General features: G+C 45.1%; 14 protein-coding genes. All 14 read left to right on the forward strand.

Going from position 1 to position 17,924, the window contains the following annotated elements; translation table 11 throughout:
* The first annotated feature begins 247 nt into the window (after nt 1-247).
* The 14 genes from pyrE to radA all read left to right on the forward strand — a co-directional run bounded on the left by pyrE (nt 248) and on the right by radA (nt 17,888).
* Nucleotides 248-931, forward strand: coding sequence for an orotate phosphoribosyltransferase (gene pyrE / locus G586_RS0120490; protein WP_026529190.1), 684 nt, complete (start codon nt 248-250; stop codon nt 929-931).
* A 16-nt stretch (nt 932-947) separates the two neighbouring features.
* Nucleotides 948-1,310: a DUF6142 family protein gene (locus G586_RS0120495; RefSeq protein WP_026529191.1), complete on the forward strand. Its 363-nt coding sequence runs from the start codon at nt 948-950 to the stop codon at nt 1,308-1,310.
* Nucleotides 1,311-1,319: 9 nt separating this feature from the next.
* Nucleotides 1,320-3,803, forward strand: a complete 2,484-nt coding sequence (locus G586_RS0120500) for a hybrid sensor histidine kinase/response regulator (RefSeq protein WP_026529192.1) — start codon at nt 1,320-1,322, stop codon at nt 3,801-3,803.
* Nucleotides 3,800-6,499, forward strand: a complete 2,700-nt coding sequence (locus G586_RS0120505; protein WP_051204988.1) for a DegV family protein — start codon at nt 3,800-3,802, stop codon at nt 6,497-6,499. Before G586_RS0120500 ends, G586_RS0120505 begins: the two co-directional genes overlap by 4 nt.
* Entirely contained in the window at nt 6,477-7,229 is a 753-nt protein-coding gene (locus tag G586_RS0120510) for a response regulator (RefSeq protein WP_026529194.1), read from the forward strand. The genes G586_RS0120505 and G586_RS0120510 overlap by 23 nt, the downstream gene beginning before the upstream one ends.
* A gap of 87 nt (nt 7,230-7,316) precedes the next feature.
* Nucleotides 7,317-7,817, forward strand: a complete 501-nt coding sequence (gene purE / locus G586_RS0120515) for a 5-(carboxyamino)imidazole ribonucleotide mutase (RefSeq protein WP_026529195.1) — start codon at nt 7,317-7,319, stop codon at nt 7,815-7,817.
* Nucleotides 7,818-7,964: 147 nt separating this feature from the next.
* Nucleotides 7,965-8,999 carry a phosphoribosylformylglycinamidine cyclo-ligase gene (purM, locus tag G586_RS0120520; protein WP_035773841.1) on the forward strand — a complete coding sequence of 345 codons (1,035 nt, stop codon included), beginning with the start codon at nt 7,965-7,967 and terminating at the stop codon, nt 8,997-8,999.
* Nucleotides 8,993-9,640, forward strand: coding sequence for a phosphoribosylglycinamide formyltransferase (gene purN / locus G586_RS0120525; protein WP_026529197.1), 648 nt, complete (start codon nt 8,993-8,995; stop codon nt 9,638-9,640). Before purM ends, purN begins: the two co-directional genes overlap by 7 nt.
* A gap of 177 nt (nt 9,641-9,817) precedes the next feature.
* On the forward strand, nt 9,818-11,092 hold the full coding sequence (gene purD, locus G586_RS0120530) for a phosphoribosylamine--glycine ligase (protein ID WP_026529198.1): 1,275 nt from the start codon (nt 9,818-9,820) through the stop codon (nt 11,090-11,092).
* Nucleotides 11,093-11,279: 187 nt separating this feature from the next.
* Nucleotides 11,280-12,641: an SH3 domain-containing protein gene (locus tag G586_RS0120535; protein WP_026529199.1), complete on the forward strand. Its 1,362-nt coding sequence runs from the start codon at nt 11,280-11,282 to the stop codon at nt 12,639-12,641.
* 134 nt (nt 12,642-12,775) lie between these two features.
* Nucleotides 12,776-13,147 (forward strand): GntR family transcriptional regulator, encoded by a 372-nt coding sequence (locus tag G586_RS0120540; protein WP_026529200.1) that lies wholly within the window; start codon nt 12,776-12,778, stop codon nt 13,145-13,147.
* Between the two features lie 85 nt (nt 13,148-13,232).
* Nucleotides 13,233-15,818 (forward strand): ATP-dependent Clp protease ATP-binding subunit, encoded by a 2,586-nt coding sequence (locus G586_RS0120545; protein WP_026529201.1) that lies wholly within the window; start codon nt 13,233-13,235, stop codon nt 15,816-15,818.
* A gap of 152 nt (nt 15,819-15,970) precedes the next feature.
* On the forward strand, nt 15,971-16,378 hold the full coding sequence (locus G586_RS0120550) for a hypothetical protein (protein ID WP_026529202.1): 408 nt from the start codon (nt 15,971-15,973) through the stop codon (nt 16,376-16,378).
* A gap of 112 nt (nt 16,379-16,490) precedes the next feature.
* A complete protein-coding gene (radA, locus tag G586_RS0120555; protein ID WP_026529203.1) occupies nt 16,491-17,888 on the forward strand; it encodes a DNA repair protein RadA in 1,398 nt (465 codons plus the stop codon).
* Nucleotides 17,889-17,924: the final 36 nt, after the last annotated feature.

A 17,924-nucleotide genomic window follows, 5' to 3' on the forward strand; every position in this document is an offset into this window, starting at 1 on the left:
CCCCCCAAGGGGAAGGCTTGAGGATAATACCAAAAACCTTCCCCCAAGGGGAAGGCTTAAGGATAATACCAAAAACCTTCCCCTCAAGGGGAAGGCTTGAGGATAATACCAAATGCCTTCCCCCTCTGGGGGAAGGTGTCACGAAGTGACGGATGAGGGTTACAAATCTTTTATATTTAGTTAATGGTTATGCGGTTTTCAATGTGTTACAATGCACATAGCAATACAATAAAAGGAGTATGCTCAAATGGAGAGGTATAAGGAAGAGTTTATCGAGTTTATGGTGGACAGCAATGTCCTTAAGTTTGGAGATTTTACTTTGAAAAGCGGCCGCAAGTCACCGTTTTTCATGAATGCAGGAGCATATGTTACAGGTGCTCAGCTTAAGAAGCTTGGAGAATATTACGCAAGAGCAATTCATGATACTTATGGTCTTGAGTTTGATGTTTTATTCGGACCTGCGTATAAGGGAATCCCGCTTACCGTAGCTACAACAATTGCGATAAGCGAACTCTACGGAAGAGAGATTCGTTACTGCTCTAACCGCAAAGAGATCAAGGATCACGGAGACAAGGGAATACTTCTTGGATCAAAGCTTCGTGATGGCGACAGAGTTATGATCATCGAGGATGTTACTACTTCTGGTAAATCCATCGAGGAGACAGTGCCGATCATAAGAGAGCAGGCTGACGTAGATATCGTTGGAATGATGGTATCCTTAAACAGACAGGAGAAGGGACAGGATTCCGATAAGAGTGCACTTGAGGAGATAACTGACAGATACGGCTTTGAAGCCAGTGCGATCGTCTCCATGAGTGAGGTTGTAGAATATCTTTACGGTAAGACCTTTGATGGCGAAGTTATCCTTTCAAAGGACATCAAGAAAGCTATCGATGAGTATTACAAGGAGTACGGAGCAGCAGGAATCTAAGCTGTTTCACTGATATATGGAGGAGAGAAAAAAGAGGAAAAAATTTAATATAAAGCTTCCTTCGCCGCGCCGCGGGAGGTACGTATTTACTGATAAGAAGCACCCTGAAAAAGGAGTTCTTTCAGCAGCGCTGGGGCTGATTTCGGTAGCCACCATTTTCTACGCTGTTTTTCTCAGCTACAAAAATGGAGGACTGGCTGAAGCTAAATACGGTGTTGCGGTTTTGTTCTGCACAATATATTCTGTGGCCGGACTGATCCTGGGGATCATGGCCAGGATGGAGAGGGACATATTCAAGCTTTTTCCTAATCTGGGGATATTACTCAATGTGCTGTCGCTCATATGGGTAGGGTTGTTGTTGTACTTTTCTGTATTGTGAGGTGCAGGTATGGACAGAAACAAGCGGAATGAGGAAATACGCAAGAGTATTCAAATAGTGATACTTTTATGTTACACCTTGTATTCTGTCGGCCTCGCGATCGTTTCAATTGCTAATAAATGGGAGTTTTGGGCGGTTCCGATTATCTTTATCGGAGCTGTCATCTCCTGGAGTCTTTATGTGGCCGGACAATTTGTTTTCCAGTTCCGGATTTACGTCTTTGCTGGCTTTATTTCGCTGGCGACATTCTTTTACGGTTCCCATGTTGAAGAATTATATAATGCTACGCTGATACTGGTTCTTGCCATGATGCTGTTTTCACTGACAGAGGAAAAGCCTGCCTTAAGGATTTTCTTTATGGCGTACATCATGCTGCTCCTTTATCACCTGATTCTTATGCTTTCGGGAGTTGAGGAATTCAGTAGTGTATCTGCTCCAATACTTCTATTGGATGTGATGTCAGTAATTCTCGCTGACAGGGTTGGCGGCTACATATGTGAGATGTTCTCTGTATCCAAGAGTATGGCGGATGACCTTGAAAAAGAGCTGGAGGATATGAAACAGCAGTCCGAGGACTTCATGGCAAATATCTCTCATGAGCTGAGAACACCTATAAACGTTGTAACAGGCTTGTCCGGACTCCTTATTGATGAGGAGAAGGAGGAAAAAAAGAAGGCCGACTTAACTGCCATTCAGGGAGCAGGTAAGAGACTGTTTTCAAGAATCGAAGATATCCTTGACTATACTGAGATAGATACCGGATCCCTTGTGCTTTCAGAGGAGGAATACCGCATATCTTCAATTGTTAATGATATTGCAACGGAGTTCAGATTCTGGAGAAGCGGAACCTGCGAGATAGTCATCGACATGGATGTAAACATTCCTGCGAGAATGGTCGGCGATGCCGGAAGAATTAAGCGAATTATCAGGCATCTCATGATAAACGCCATTAAGTTTACGGATAAAAACGGTTGTGTAAATCTCCATATTTTTACAAGAAAAAAGGAGTATGGTGCTAACCTGTGCATCGAGGTTACGGATACAGGTATCGGTATGACCGATGACGAGAGAGTTCGCGTCATCGAAGGAATGTACCAGATAGATTCCGGAAGAAGCAGAAGGGCTGAGGGCATTGGTCTCGGTCTTTCAATCGTGTTCGGATTTGTAAAGAAAATGGGCGGCTTCGTCAGAATTGAGAGCGAAGTTAAGAAGGGTACCAGAGTTAATATCAGTATTCCACAGCAGGTTGTTGATGATAAGCCCAGCGTTATCCTCGATCACCCTGAAAAACTGGAGCTTGCCTGCTACCTTAGAAATGATAAGTACAAGAGCCCTGCTGTCAGGGAGTACTATAACGCAATGATTTTAAATACACTAAAAGGTCTCTCTATCCCTATCCATAGAGCAGCTGAGTTTGAGGAGCTTAAGAAGCTCTGCGCATCAAATCAGATGACACACATTCTGATCGCTGAAGAAGAGTACATGGAAAACAGGGACTATTATGAGAATATCAAGGGAGATGTCTCTGTTATCGCATCGGTTTCGAGCAATTTCAAGATTCCTCGCGGAAGCAAGGCTACCTTTATCAGAAAACCTATTTTCAGCCATTCCATAGTGAATGCGGTTAACAGGAAAACTACAGTATGGGAATTCGATCCGGAGACCAGTGGAAAGAAGCTTGTTTTCAATGGTGTTAATGCCCTTGTAGTTGATGACGAGGAGATGAATCTTCTCGTGGCTAAAGGAATCCTTGCCGGATATGGAATGGAAGCAGATGTGGTGCTTTCCGGCATGGAGGCTGTCCGTAGCTGTGAAAAGAAGACCTATGATGTTATTTTCATGGACCATATGATGCCTGAAGTAGATGGCGTTGAGGCTATGAAGATGATTAGAAATAATGCGGGACCTGATGACCATACAGCGATCATAGCATTTACTGCAAATGCCGTGAGCGGAGTCAGAGAGATGTTCATGAAGGAGGGCTTTGATGAATTCCTGGCAAAGCCCATTGAGATTTCAGAGCTTGAGCGTATCTTGAAAAAACTGCTTCCGTCTACGATGTGGGAGTATGTAAAGGTACAGGATGATGAGGAGGAAGTTAAGTCTAAGGAAGCCACGAAGGAAGCAACTTCAAAGGAAGGTAAGCTGGTAACCCTGAACGCTGATCAGGGTATTAGTGTCTGCCGCGGAAGTGCTGAGCTTTTTGAGTCTGTACTTCTTGAATTTGCAAGGGAGGCTGATGGTATAGCTTCTATGACTCAGGAGCTTTATGATGCCAGAGATTGGGAGAACTATAGCATAAAGCTTTCGGGACTTAAGCTGTCATCAAGAATAATCGGTGCGAATGATCTATCGAAAAAGGCCGGCGAGATCGAGAAGGCTGCTAAAGATAAGTGGGAGGCTTATATCGTGGCTAACCACGAGGAGCTGAAACGACAGATAGGCGCTGTAAAAGAAGATATTTTGCGAGTTTACGGAGGTAATGCATCATGATTTTCAAGCGCTTTTTTACAGCTTTAAATGATCATGGCAGATCATTGCAGGAAAGAATTTTCTCCATAATACCTCTGGTTGGACTGCTGTCCATGTTTTTGGTTATTATAATCAGTGTAATTGTCGGAGATGATATTGTTGCGACCATAATTCTTGTGGTATGTCTACTGTTCTTTACGATTGTGGTAAGGGCATCTATCAAAAAGAGGCGGGTACAACTGGGAGCGACTATCATCGCTTTGGTGCTGGTTCTTATCATGCTTCCTGTCGCTTTTATTTTTGGCGGAAGTATTTATAGCGCTTCTCCGCTGTGGTTTGTTTTTGGCTTTGCCTATATTGGCATGACAGTTGAGGGAAAACGGAAATACGTACTTCTTGGAATTGGAGCTTTAACTACAGCTATTATTTATTACATCGCATATTCTTTCCCTGAAATTGTCAGTCCTCACTCTACAAAGGCTGCTTATATAGATTCATTTACGGGTGTTGTTCTGGTCAGTGCACTACTTACTGTAATGATAATTTTCCAGAATCAGGTTTACAAATCCGAAAATGAGCTGATGCAGGAGCAGAAAAAGGAAATCGAGGAACTGAGCCAGGCAAGAAATCAGTTTTTCTCAAGTGTCAGCCATGAGATCAGAACTCCTATTGATTCGATCCTTGGATTTAATGAACTGGTCTTAAGGTCGGATTCATTGGAAGAGGTTGCGGAAAATGCTGAAAATATAAAGAGTGCCAGCCGCATTCTTCTTTCACTAATAAATGACGTTCTTGATTTAAGCAAACTGGAATCCGGTAACATGGAGATCGTTCCCACAGAGTATGACCTTGCGGGAATGTTGTCGGAGACTATTAATCTGATTTGGGAGAGTGCCTCCAGAAAGGGGCTTGCTCTCTATGTTGACGTGGATAAAACCATCCCCAGAAGACTTATCGGTGATGATGTAAGAATCGAGCAGATTCTCATAAACCTTCTTAATAATGCGGTCAAGTTTACCAGCGAAGGAAGCATAAAGATTTCAGTAAAATGGAAACCTCTACAGAATAAGCAGATAATGATCAGCTTTTCCATAGAGGATACAGGTATGGGTATAAGGCGTGATAACATGCCATATCTGTTTGATGAATTCAAGAGAGTAAATGTTGAACAGACCAAGGGAATTTCAGGTACGGGTCTTGGACTTACAATTGCAAAACAGCTGACTGAGCAGATGCATGGCGAGATTCAGGTAAACAGTATTTATACCAAGGGATCCACCTTTACCGTATCAATCCCGCAGGAAATCGTACGAGAAGAGCCAATAGGAGATGTGGCTCTTGAAACACTTAAGAAGCGCGAGACCGATCAGTTCTACAGACAAAGCTTTGAGGCTCCCGACTGCAGGATTCTTATTGTAGACGATAATACGATGAACAGGATGGTTACTGCCAAGCTTCTTAAGGATACCAAAATGGTCATCGATCAGGCTGAGAGTGGACAGGAATGTCTTTCAAGATGCGGTGACGACGAATATGATTGCATTTTCCTGGATATTGAGATGCCGGAAATGGATGGAATCACCTGCCTTAAGCAGATCAAATCTCAGGTCGGCGGCTTAAATAAAGAGACTCCCGTAATTGTTCTGACCGCTCATTCATCGGCGGACGATCAGGTGAAGTATAGGGCTGCGGGTTTTGATGGTTATCTGTTAAAACCGGTTTCAGGTGAGATGCTTGAAAATACACTACTTAGAGTACTCCCTGCCGATAAGGTTCGCAGAATAACTCCCATGTACATTGACCCTGAGGATCAGAAGCTCATCTCCAGCAGAGAGAGGCTTCCTATACTTATTACCACAGAGAGTGCCTGCGATCTTCCAAGGCGCCTTATTGAAAACTTAAGGATACCAGTTATTCCTTTGTATATAAGAACGAATGCCGGACTTTTCCTTGACGGAGTTGAGGCCGAAACCGAGGGCGTTCTCAAGTATATGAGAGAGGGTGGAGCTGATAATCTTTCGGTTGATATTCCTTCGGTGCAGGAGTATGAGGATTTCTTTGCGGCTCATCTTTCCGATGCAGAGAATATTATTCATATAAGTATGTCAGGAAAGGCGGGCGGCGCATTCCATGTTGCAAGTGAGGCAGCAGCTTCATTTGATAAGATTACAGTTGTTGATTCCGAGAGTCTTTCAAGTGGTATGGGTATTCTTGTGCTGGAGGCTGTGCGTCTTGCGCAGGAGGGAAAAAATGTTCAGGATTGTGTAGCGGAACTGGATGTTATGAAGAAGCGCATTCATACCAGTTTTCTTATCGATAATATCGATTACCTCATAAGGATGGGAAGGATAAAGCGCAGAACCGGAGGCTTTAGCCGTGTGTTTATGCTCAAGCCCGCTGTTCTTTTCAGAGATGGAAGGGGAAGCCTTGGCAGAATGATGATCGGTTCCGTGACAAAATGTCGCAAGGGATATGTTGAAGACCAGCTGACAAAGTTTTCTCCTATTGATAAGAAAACTCTTTTCATAACGCATACTGATCTGACATCCTCTGAGATAGATGATATCAAGAAATGGGTTAACAGCATCATGAGCTTTGATGAGATCATTGTTCAAAGGGAATCTGCTTCCATGGCTGCAATTCACGGAAGCGGTGCGTTTGGTCTTTTGTATATGCTGGGAGAATCTGAAAGAAATGGCTATTTTGATCGTAGATGATGCGGAAATGAATGCCGAGCTTCTCGCGGAGATGGTGGGACAGCTCGGATTTAATACAGAGATTGCTTTCAACGGACAGGAAGCAATCGATTTGCTGCGCGCAAAATCCTATGATCTTGTTTTTATGGATCATCTTATGCCGGTTATGGATGGCATGATGGCAATGTCGGTTATAAAAGAGGAAAATCTGTGTCCCGATATACCGGTTGTAATGGTAACTGCCAATGATTCTTCAGCTGACGGGCAGTTTTATCTGAATGCCGGTTTTTCTGACTATATGCAAAAGCCATTTTCCATGGATCAGATAAGAGATCTGCTGAAAAAGCATGGAATTATCAAGACTATGAACATCGGGGAGCTATGGGATAATCTGTCTGCAGAGATGAAGGGGATGAATCTCGACAGGCCGAAAAAGTACTTCCTTTTTGATCCTACTTTTTATCTTGAGGTACTAAACGAGTATATGAAAACGGATACTCTTGAAGGCATTGAGAGCCACCTTGAGTATCACGATGCTTCGGAGCTCAAGTCTGCGGTGAGGTCAGCTAAGGATACTGCGCGGCTTATTGGCGCTGATAAAATGGCAGATTTTGCCAGGTCCATGGAGCTTGATCTTGAGGAAGAGGATGAAAAATCCTTTGCCGAACATCTTAAGGGATACCGTCAATTGGAAAAAAAGCTCAGAAAAATCATTTCAAAAGTTAAAACTTTAAAGCATTCTTACAGTTGATAACGAATAGTGTTATGTGGTAGGATTGCGGTAGTTGCGCAAGCACATTCGTTATCAATTAATTAGTACCAAGGGTGGAGGAGAGAAATGGCACAGGTTGGGATCGTAATGGGCTCTGACTCGGATATGCCGGTCATGGCCAAAGCAGCACAAATACTCGATGAGCTTGGTATCTCGTATGAGATGAACATTATTTCAGCACATCGTGAACCCGAGGAGTTCTTCACATATGCGAAGAGCGCTGAGGACAAAGGTTTTAAAGTTATCATTGCCGGAGCAGGAATGGCAGCACATCTTCCTGGTATGTGCGCCGCAATTTTCCCTATGCCTGTTATCGGAATTCCCATGCATACAACTTCATTAGGCGGCAGAGATTCGCTCTACAGCATTGTACAGATGCCTTCAGGTATTCCTGTTGCAACTGTGGCTATTAATGGTGGAGCAAATGCAGGACTTCTTGCAGCAAAGATACTCGCTACAAGCGATGCAGAGCTGCTTTCAAAGCTTAAGGAATATTCAATGGGCCTCAAGGAAGCTGTTGTGGCTAAGGATGCGCGGCTTCAGGAGGTTGGATATCAGAATTACTGATTATTTAAGTAAACAAATAACTTGAATTTTTATAGGTAATAAACTACTTGTAATTCTATTATAGGTAGGTGTAGGAAATATACCTCATTGCCTTCCCCTAGGGGGAAGGTGCCCGAAGGGCGGATGAGGGGCAAAACGGAGGAAAACATGTCAGAGCTTAACTACAAAAATGCAGGTGTCGATATCGAAGCAGGCTACAAGTCAGTGGAGATGATCAAGGGGTATGTAAAGGAGACCATGAGACCCGAGGTCCTTGGCGGTCTTGGAGGATTTTCAGGAGCCTTCTCCCTTGCAAACATTAAAAATATGAAGGATCCGGTACTGTTATCCGGAACCGACGGAGTAGGAACAAAGATAAAGCTTGCTTTTCTTCTTGATAAGCATGACACCATAGGAATTGATGCAGTTGCTATGTGCGTTAACGATGTAATCTGTGCAGGCGGCGAGCCTCTTTTCTTCCTTGATTACATCGCATGCGGTAAGAACTATCCCGAGAAAATCGCAGCAATCGTTAAGGGCGTGGCTGAGGGCTGCAAGCAGTCTGAGTGTGCTCTTGTAGGCGGCGAGACAGCTGAGCATCCCGGACTTATGCCTGAGGATGAGTACGACGTAGCAGGCTTTGCTGTAGGCGTTGTTGATAAATCAGAGATGATCGACGGAAGCACAATTAAGCCCGGGGATACACTTATCGGCGTAGCTTCAAGCGGCGTTCACTCTAACGGTTTTTCACTTGTAAGAAAAGTCTTTGATATGACAAAGGAGAGCCTTGAGAAGTACTATGACGAGCTTGGATGTACTCTTGGCGAGGCACTTCTTACTCCTACAAAAATATATGTAAAGATGCTCAAAGAGATTAAAAATGAGGGCATCACAGTTAAGGGCTGCAGTCACATTACAGGCGGCGGTTTTTATGAAAACATCCCGAGAATGCTTCCCGATGGATGCAAGGCAGTTGTTAAGAAGGACAGCTACGAGGTTCCTGCAATTTTCAAGCTCATGCAGAAGACCGGTAACCTTGAGGAGAAGATGATGTTCAACACCTTCAACTGCGGACTTGGAATGGTTCTTGCTGTAGATCCTGCAGATGCCGACAAGACACTTAAGGCTATCGAGGCTTCAGGTGAGAAGGCATGGATCGTAGGTAGCGTTGAGGCAGGAGACAAGGGAGTAGAGATATGCTAAACATTGCGGTCCTTGTTTCAGGTGGCGGCACCAATCTTCAGGCAATAATCGATGCAATTGATAACGGTACCATCACCAATACTAAGATAGGCATGGTTTTTTCAAACAACAGGAATGCCTTCGCTCTTGAGAGAGCGAGGAAGCACGGCATCAGAGCAGAGGTTCTTGTTCCCAGGGAATTTGAGAGCAGAGATGCCTTTAACGAAGCATTTTATGAGCTTCTTGTTTCCGAGAACCCGGATCTTATAGTACTTGCCGGATGTCTCGTTGTTATTCCTGAAAAAATCGTCAAGGCATTTAGTGGAAGAATAATCAACATCCATCCTTCACTTATTCCTTCATTTTGCGGAACGGGCTTCTATGGCCTCAAGGTCCACGAGAAGGCTCTAGAGAGAGGTGTGAGGGTATCCGGTGCAACGGTTCACTTTGTGGACGAGGGCACGGACACAGGTCCAATTATTCTTCAAAAACCTGTAATGATAAGACCTGATGACACTGCAAAGACACTCCAGCAGCGCATCATGGAACAGGCTGAGTGGAAGATACTTCCCAAGGCTATCGACCTTATCGCGAACGGAAAGGTTACTATTGTTGATGGTAAGGTAGTTATTGATGGATATGATCCCGAAGCGATATTGTAATAATGTTTTGAAATGGCTCAAAATCAGTAATGTAATAATTTATTGAAATAATACTCATTAAAAGTCTTCCTCCTTTGGGGGCGCACGACGTCCGGGGGACGTCGGCTTTGCGCGGACCGAAGCGGAGCGGAGACAGGTGTCACCGCAGGTGACGGATGAGGGTCAAAGGAGTAAGGTATGAACGTACTTATCGTAGGTGGTGGCGGCCGTGAGCACGCCATAGCAGAAGCAGTTTCACGCAGTAAGCATCTCGACAAGCTTTACTGTGCACCCGGCAATGCCGGAATCGCAGAACTTGCGGAGTGTGTGCCGATTTCTCCCATGGAATTCGACAAGCTTGTAAGATTTGCAAAGAACATGCAGATAGATCTCACTATAGTAGGAATGGATGATCCGCTTGTTGGCGGTATCGTTGATGCTTTTGAGGCAGAGGGACTCAGAGTATTCGGACCTCGCAAAAATGCAGCTATTCTTGAGGGAAGTAAGGCATTTTCCAAGGACCTTATGAAAAAGTATGATATTCCCACAGCTGCTTATGAGACCTTCGACGATCCCGAAAAGGCTCTTGAATATCTGCAGACAGCAAAGTTTCCTATAGTTCTTAAGGCCGACGGCCTTGCACTTGGTAAGGGCGTACTCATCTGCGAGACTAAGGAGGAAGCTGAGGCAGGTGTCCGTGAGATCATGGAGACCAAGAAGTTTGGCGATGCAGGAAACCGCATGGTCATCGAGGAATTCATGACAGGTAGAGAGGTTTCGGTTCTCTCATTTGTAGATGGTAAGACAATCAAGCTTATGAGCTCAGCTCAGGACCATAAGAGAGCAGGAGACGGCGATACAGGCCTCAACACAGGCGGAATGGGCAACTTTTCACCAAGCCCCTTCTACACTGAGGAAGTCGATGCGTTCTGCAAGGAGCACATCTATCAGAAAACTGTTGATGCCATGAGACAGGAAGGCAGAGAGTTTAAGGGTGTAATTTTCTTCGGACTCATGCTTACTGAAAATGGTCCCAGAGTGCTTGAGTACAACGCAAGATTCGGTGATCCCGAGGCTCAGGTTGTACTTCCCAGACTTAAGACAGATATGATCGAGGTTTGTGAGGCTGTTATCGATGGCACTCTCGACCAGGTTGATCTTCAGTTCGAGGATAAGGCAGCAGTTTGCGTTGTGCTTGCATCAGACGGATATCCTGTAAGCTATGAAAAGGGCAAGGAGATAACCGGACTTGAGAACTTCAAGGGGAAGGACGGTTATTACTGCTTCCACGCAGGAACCAAGTTCAATGAAGAGAGCAAAATTGTCACAAATGGTGGTCGTGTTCTCGGCATCACAGCTAAGGGTGACACACTCTCTGAGGCCAGAAAAAAGGCTTATGAAGCTACCGAATGGGTAAGCTTTGAAAATAAATATATGCGCCACGATATCGGAAAAGCAATTGACGAGGCATAATTCTTTCATTATCTCAATATGAGGTACAAGATTAAGCTAAATTGTGGTACAATATACTAAATATTGGGTTGATTATTCGACTTTTCCTATTTACCGGAAGATATTTCCTGTGTAATTAGTGATGAATAGTCGCGCATATAGAGATTTAAGTGCAGGTACAGCGCTGCACTGTTTGGAGGTAGAAGGTATGATTAGAAAAAAAATTGGGAATGTGGCCATAGGTGCTGCATCCGTTCTTACAGCGGGGGTATTGGCGTTCGCTATGCCGATAAGTGCTTTAGCCGCTACGGGAACGATAACATCTTCAAATGTTAAGGTCAGAGCTGAGGCAAGCACATCTTCTTCACAGGTATCGAGCCTTGATTCCGGGGACAAGGTCGATATCATCGATGAGACTACTGATTCACAGGGATATGTTTGGTACAGAATTTTCATTAACGATTCAGAATACGGATATGTAAGAAGCGATCTGGTTTCAAAGTCAGGTGCTACAAAGAGCACAGATGTAGGAACAACAAGCGCGGCACTTCCTGAGACACAGGCAACACCTGTAGAGGAGCAGCCTGCTACAGTAACTGTTGCAAGTGCTAATGTCAGAAGTGGTGCAGGAACCGGTTACAGCTCAGTCGGAACAGTTAAGAACGGCGAGGGCGTTACCGTAACAGGTGAGGCATCAGGCACTGATGGCAAGACATGGTATCAGATCAGATTCGGAAGTAGCGGAAGAACAGGTTTCGTTCGTTCCGATCTCGTACAGATGGGCGCTCCTGCTCCGGCAGAGGGCGAGGCAGCTCCCGCTGAAGGCGAAGCACCTGCAGAGGGTGAGGCAGCTCCCGCAGAAGGCGAGGCACCTGTAGAGGAGCAGCCTGTGGAACAGCCTGCAGCAGAGCCCGCAGTAGTTGGTAACGGCGAGTTTTCACTTGCTTATAAGGATGACGGAACAGGCACAGAGGTATGGTACCTCTATGATAATGTAGAAGGAACTCAGGTTAAGCTTAACGACCTTCTCGAGTATGCTAAGGCAGGCCAGCAGGCCAATGCACTTCAGGCTCAGGTTAAGAAGCTCAAGGGCGCCATCATCGGCATGGCAGTTGTGATCGGTATTCTCGTGCTTGGTGTACTTCTTCTCATTTACAAGCTTCGTGATTATATGTATGAAGATGATGAGGACGAGGGAGCAGCTAGGAAGAATAAGTACGAAGAGCTTCCTCCGCAGAAGCCCGCAAAGAGATTCTTTGACAAAGGTGATTCAGCACCGAAGTCAAATGGCAGAACAGTAGCAGACAGCAAGAGAACTTCAACTGTTACTCCTGCAAGAAAGGCACCTATCGGTTCAGCTGCATCTCTCCTTACAGAGGACAGACCACCTGTAAGAAAGTCAGTATCAGAACCCAGAAGTGAGCGTCCCGCACCTTCACGTGATCGTGCCGAGGCACAGAGGAGCGCAGCATCGGCTGCACCAGCAGGCGGACGTAAGTCACGCAATTTCCTTCTTGATGATGAGGACTTCGAATTCGAATTCCTTGATCTGGATGATGATGATAAATAAGATATAATAACGACAGGGAGCTGCATTGCAGCTCCCTGTTAGTTTATGGCTTTTTTATAGGTCTCTGTTCTGTTTTTGGTTGACTTTGACCTCTCCTTTGTTATACTAAATGTATCACAGAAAAGGAGGCGTCCATGGTAATACAAATTGATTTTAACAGTGATGAAGCGATATATGTACAGCTGTGCAATCAGATCATTATGGGTATTGCCACGTCTCAGTTCCGGGAGGGTGAGCAGTTACCAAGTGTGAGGCAGCTTGCCGAGATGATTGGCATTAACATGCATACTGTCAATAAGGCATACTCCATTTTACAGCAGGAGGGCTTTGTTAAGATTGACAGGCGCAGAGGTGCTATCATAGCAATTGATCTCAACAAGCTTGAGGCGCTTGAAGAAGCTCACGATATGCTGAGTGTTGTTCTTGCGAGAGCGATGTGTAAGGGCGTGACCAGGAATGAGATACATGAACTTGTAGATGAGATATACGGCCATTATGAGGCTTAGATCAGATACATTTGACAGTAACGGAACTCGAATATCAGATATGAGTTGCTGACCATATTTTGGAAAGCAACGGGAAGGAGTTTTTTTGAATAAAGAATATACAGAGAAGGCGCAGGAGGCGCTGAAGCTTGCGAGGAAAACAGCAAGAACTCTTAAACTCAATTATGTGGGTACAGAGCACCTTCTTTTAGGCCTTATCAAAACAGGAGGCTGCGTAGCTTCAAGAATCCTTATTGATAATGGCGTCAATGAAGATAAGATGATGGATATCATCAGAGATCTTATCGTAGAAGGTGGCAATTTGACGCTTCTTGATAAGGAGGGCTTTTCGCCGAGAGCTGAGAATGTCCTCGAGGAGGCTGAGAGGCAGGCAGACAGATTCCGTGCCGAGAAGATTGGAACAGAGCATATTTTGCTGGCTCTTATCAAGGAGGGCGAGAATGTTGCGGTTCGTCTTATAGGAACCATGAATGTCTCTATTCAGAAGATTTATGCTGAGACACTGGCAGCCATGGGAGAGGATGCCAACCTTGTAAAAGAGGACCTTGGAAGGAAAAACAATGCCAAGAAAAAGGCTTCAACTCTTGAGCAGTACAGCCGTGATCTTACGGCTCTTGCAGCAGAGAACAAGCTTGATCCCATAATCGGAAGGAATAACGAGATCCAGAGAGTTATTCAGATTCTCAGCAGACGAACCAAGAATAATCCCTGCCTCATCGGTGAGCCCGGTGTTGGTAAGACAGCCGTTGTTGAGGGCCTTGCACAGAGGATAGTTGCAGGAGATGTTCCCTTTACGGTTCAGAATAAGAGACTTTTGACACTTGATCTTTCAGGAATGATCGCAGGATCTAAGTACAGAGGTGAGTTCGAAGAGAGAATTAAGAGAGTTATCCGCGAAGTAATCGATGACGGGAATATTATTCTTTTCGTAGATGAGATGCATACCCTTATCGGTGCCGGCGGTGCAGAGGGCGCTATCGATGCGTCCAACATACTTAAGCCTTCACTTGCAAGAGGCGAGATACAGATGATCGGTGCTACTACCATCACAGAGTATCGCAAATATGTGGAGAAGGATGCGGCTTTAGAGAGACGTTTCCAGCCTGTTAACGTTGAGGAGCCTGACAGAGATGAATCCCTTGCCATCCTTAATGGAATCGTGAGCAAGTACGAGGAGCACCACCATGTAAAGATCACACCTGAGGCTATTCAGGCAGCAGTAGATTTAAGTAGCAGATATATCAATGACAGAAATCTTCCCGATAAGGCTATCGATCTTATTGATGAGGCTTCATCCGCTGTGAGACTTCGTCTTAGCGGCGCGCCTTCAGGTGTTCGTGAGATGGAGCAGCAGATCCATGAGATGGACAAAGAGGTTGAGGAACTTCTTGCAAAGGAAGACTTTGCAGGAGCAGGTGAGGTTCACCGCAAGCAGGAAGCACTTATTAAGAAGTACAACCGCAAGAAGGCTTCCGAGAATAAGAAAGAGAAAAATTCGGATTTTGTTGTAACTGAGAATGACATCGCTGAAGTTGTTGCGATGTGGACCAAGATCCCGGTTAAGAAGATCGCGGAGAAGGAGTCAGAAAGACTTCTTAAGCTTGAGAAGATTCTTCACGAGAGAGTCATCGGCCAGGAGGATGCAGTAGTTGCTGTTTCCAAGGCAATCAGAAGAGGAAGAGTAGGACTTCAGGATCCTAACAGACCCATCGGTTCATTCCTTTTCCTCGGACCTACAGGTGTTGGTAAGACTGAGCTCTCCAAGGCACTGGCAGAGGCTATGTTCGGAGATGAGAATGCTCTTATAAGAGTTGATATGTCCGAGTACATGGAAGGCCACTCCGTGTCCAAGATGATCGGTTCACCGCCCGGATATGTGGGATATGATGAGGGTGGACAGCTCTCCGAGAAGGTGAGACGTCATCCTTACTCAGTAATACTTTTCGATGAAATAGAAAAAGCGCACCCTGACATCTTCAACGTGCTTCTTCAGGTGCTTGATGACGGTCACATCACAGATGCTAAGGGCCGCAAGGTGAGCTTTAAGAATACAATCCTTATCATGACTTCTAACGTAGGCGCCCAGAGAATCGTTGAGCCCAAGAGACTTGGTTTCGACACAGCCTCCGATGAGAAGAAGGATTATGAGAACATGAAGAGCGGCGTTATGGAAGAGGTTAAGAGACTTTTCAAGCCTGAATTCATAAACCGTATCGATGAGATCATGGTATTCCATCCGCTCAATGAGAAGGAGATGATGGAGATCGTCACACTCCTTAGTAAGAACCTCGGCAAGAGATGCAAGGATCAGCTCGGAATCGACCTTGTAATGTCTCAGCAGGTAAAAGAGTTCCTTGTTAAGAAGTACTCTGATGCCAAGATGGGTGCAAGACCTCTTAAGAGGGCTATCCAGTCCGTAATCGAGGACGCTATGGCTGAGGAACTTTTGAAGGGCAATATAAAGCGAGACAGCAAGGTTACAATAGGAATCAAGGACGACAAGGTAGTGTTTTCAATGAAGGGCGAGACTGCAGCTAAGAAACCCGCTGCAAAGAAAACCGCCGCAAAGCGCACTACAGCTAAGAAAGCTGATGCGAAGAAAACTACCGCCAAGAAGTCGACAACCGGAAAAACTGCTTCGGCTAAAAAAGTGTCTAAGAAAACGAAATGATTCATAAATTTTTAAGAAAATAATTGTATTTGATGCTTTATAATTAAATCAGTAAAAACACTTTGTGCTATTATTCCGGGGGCCGGGTTGCCTTGTGAATGAGATGTTTACGTGGGATTTGGCGGACGGGATAATAAAATAGGAGGTAGAAAATGGCTGTCGTAGAGCAGTTGCTGAGAGCGGAAGCAGATGGAACTATCAGCTTTGGTAATTATGATCTGCCCGAGAAGAAAAAGCTTGATAACTTCGAGCATGAGGGCAACATTTTAAAGGTAAAAACCTTCAAGGACATTACCAAGCTGGAGCAGAACGAGATGTTCCTTTATGAGTCTGTTCCGGGGACAACGGTCACCCACTTTAAGGAGAACGACAATGGTGTTTCCTTTGAGGTTGAGGGACCAGGAGATGCACAGATAACTGTTGGACTGGAGGAAAATACCGATTATCACGTACTTGTGGATGGTAAGAATATCGGTCCGATGCAAACAGGAGTCGGAGGCAAGCTTAGCTTTAGTGTAACGCTTGGAACCGCTCCGTCAAAAGTGGAAATTCATAAATAAAATAGAATATCAAAAGGGCTGCATTGCAGCCCTTTTGTATGTTAGGGGATTAGTTACTCGTGAAGTGACATGCGTGTAGTGAAGAATAAGAATGGAGGTAAATGGGGGAAATATGGCAACAAAGATTAAGACAGTATTTTACTGTCAGGAATGCGGATATGAGTCATCAAAATGGATGGGACAATGTCCGGGATGTAAAGAGTGGAATACCTTTGTGGAGGAGACGATAAAGCCCTCGGTTACCGGTAAGAGCTCAAAGAGAGCAGCAGGCGGCATTGGTGGTTTTGCAGGCGGCGATACCCAGAGTAAGCCGGTTAAACTCTCCGAAGTAACAATAAATGAAGAGGATCGTTTTGACACACATATTGGTGAGTTCAATCGCGTTCTTGGTGGAGGTCTTGTAAAGGGCTCGCTTACCCTGGTGGGCGGTGATCCAGGAATAGGAAAATCCACACTTCTTTTGCAGACTGCAAGACTTCTGTCGGCTGACAAGCGGAAGGTCTTATATATTTCAGGTGAGGAATCACTTCAGCAGATAAAGCTTCGTGCCAACAGAATCGGTGATTTCACTGAGGATATGGAGCTTTTATGTGAGACGGATCTTGGAACAATCGAAGAGGTGATAAGACGAGCTTCACCTGAGGTGGTAATCATCGACTCCATTCAGACCATGTTCAATGAGAACGTTAGCTCAGCCCCCGGAAGCGTATCCCAGGTAAGGGAGTCTACATCAGTGCTCATGAGAATTGCAAAGCAGCTTGGCATTTCAGTTTTTATAGTCGGTCATGTTACAAAAGAGGGCACTGTTGCAGGCCCCAGAGTGTTGGAGCACATGGTGGATACTGTGCTTTATTTTGAGGGTGACAGACATGCGTCCTACAGAATCTTAAGAGCAGTGAAAAACCGTTTTGGTTCGACGAATGAGATAGGCGTATTCGAGATGAGAAATGAGGGACTTGTGGAGGTCAGCAATCCATCCGAGTTCATGCTTGAGGGCAGACCTGAAAACGCCAGCGGCTCAATCGTTACCTGCTCCATAGAAGGGACAAGGCCAATCCTTATAGAGATACAGGCACTTGTAAGTCATACCAATTTTAACTTCCCAAGAAGACAGGCAAACGGAACCGATTTTAACAGAGTAAATCTCCTTATGGCTGTCCTTGAAAAAAGAGTGGGCCTCGAGCTTTCATCCTATGATGCATACATAAATCTTGCAGGAGGAATGAAGCTGATTGAGCCTGCGCTGGACCTTTCCATGTGCATGGCTATCGTATCCAGCTTTAGGAACAGAGCCATTCCTGATGATGTCATCGCCTTCGGTGAAGTCGGCCTTTCAGGTGAGGTGAGATCTGTGAACATGCCTGATGTGCGAATTTCCGAAGCAGAGAGGCTTGGCTTTAAGACCTGCATAGTGCCCAAGCCCGTTGCAGATAAGTATGCAAAAAAATTCCCCGGGGTGAAGCTGATAGGAGTTTCTTCGGTGCAGGATGCAGTGGGGATGATCAGATAAGTGGTTGTACTACTTTTGCTTGAATTGTTCGCTGTA

This window comes from Butyrivibrio sp. VCD2006 (genome assembly GCF_000423925.1).
Lineage (GTDB): Bacteria > Bacillota > Clostridia > Lachnospirales > Lachnospiraceae > Butyrivibrio.

Excerpts from the sequence above, each read along its gene's own strand:
- pyrE (WP_026529190.1), top strand. The coding sequence starts at position 248 with ATGGAGAGGTATAAGGAAGAGTTTATCGAGTTTATGGTGGACAGCAAT.
- G586_RS0120495 (WP_026529191.1), top strand. The coding sequence starts at position 948 with ATGGAGGAGAGAAAAAAGAGGAAAAAATTTAATATAAAGCTTCCTTCG.
- G586_RS0120500 (WP_026529192.1), top strand. The coding sequence starts at position 1,320 with ATGGACAGAAACAAGCGGAATGAGGAAATACGCAAGAGTATTCAAATA.
- G586_RS0120505 (WP_051204988.1), top strand. The coding sequence starts at position 3,800 with ATGATTTTCAAGCGCTTTTTTACAGCTTTAAATGATCATGGCAGATCA.
- G586_RS0120510 (WP_026529194.1), top strand. The coding sequence starts at position 6,477 with ATGGCTATTTTGATCGTAGATGATGCGGAAATGAATGCCGAGCTTCTC.
- purE (WP_026529195.1), top strand. The coding sequence starts at position 7,317 with ATGGCACAGGTTGGGATCGTAATGGGCTCTGACTCGGATATGCCGGTC.
- purM (WP_035773841.1), top strand. The coding sequence starts at position 7,965 with ATGTCAGAGCTTAACTACAAAAATGCAGGTGTCGATATCGAAGCAGGC.
- purN (WP_026529197.1), top strand. The coding sequence starts at position 8,993 with ATGCTAAACATTGCGGTCCTTGTTTCAGGTGGCGGCACCAATCTTCAG.
- purD (WP_026529198.1), top strand. The coding sequence starts at position 9,818 with ATGAACGTACTTATCGTAGGTGGTGGCGGCCGTGAGCACGCCATAGCA.
- G586_RS0120535 (WP_026529199.1), top strand. The coding sequence starts at position 11,280 with ATGATTAGAAAAAAAATTGGGAATGTGGCCATAGGTGCTGCATCCGTT.
- G586_RS0120540 (WP_026529200.1), top strand. The coding sequence starts at position 12,776 with ATGGTAATACAAATTGATTTTAACAGTGATGAAGCGATATATGTACAG.
- G586_RS0120550 (WP_026529202.1), top strand. The coding sequence starts at position 15,971 with ATGGCTGTCGTAGAGCAGTTGCTGAGAGCGGAAGCAGATGGAACTATC.
- radA (WP_026529203.1), top strand. The coding sequence starts at position 16,491 with ATGGCAACAAAGATTAAGACAGTATTTTACTGTCAGGAATGCGGATAT.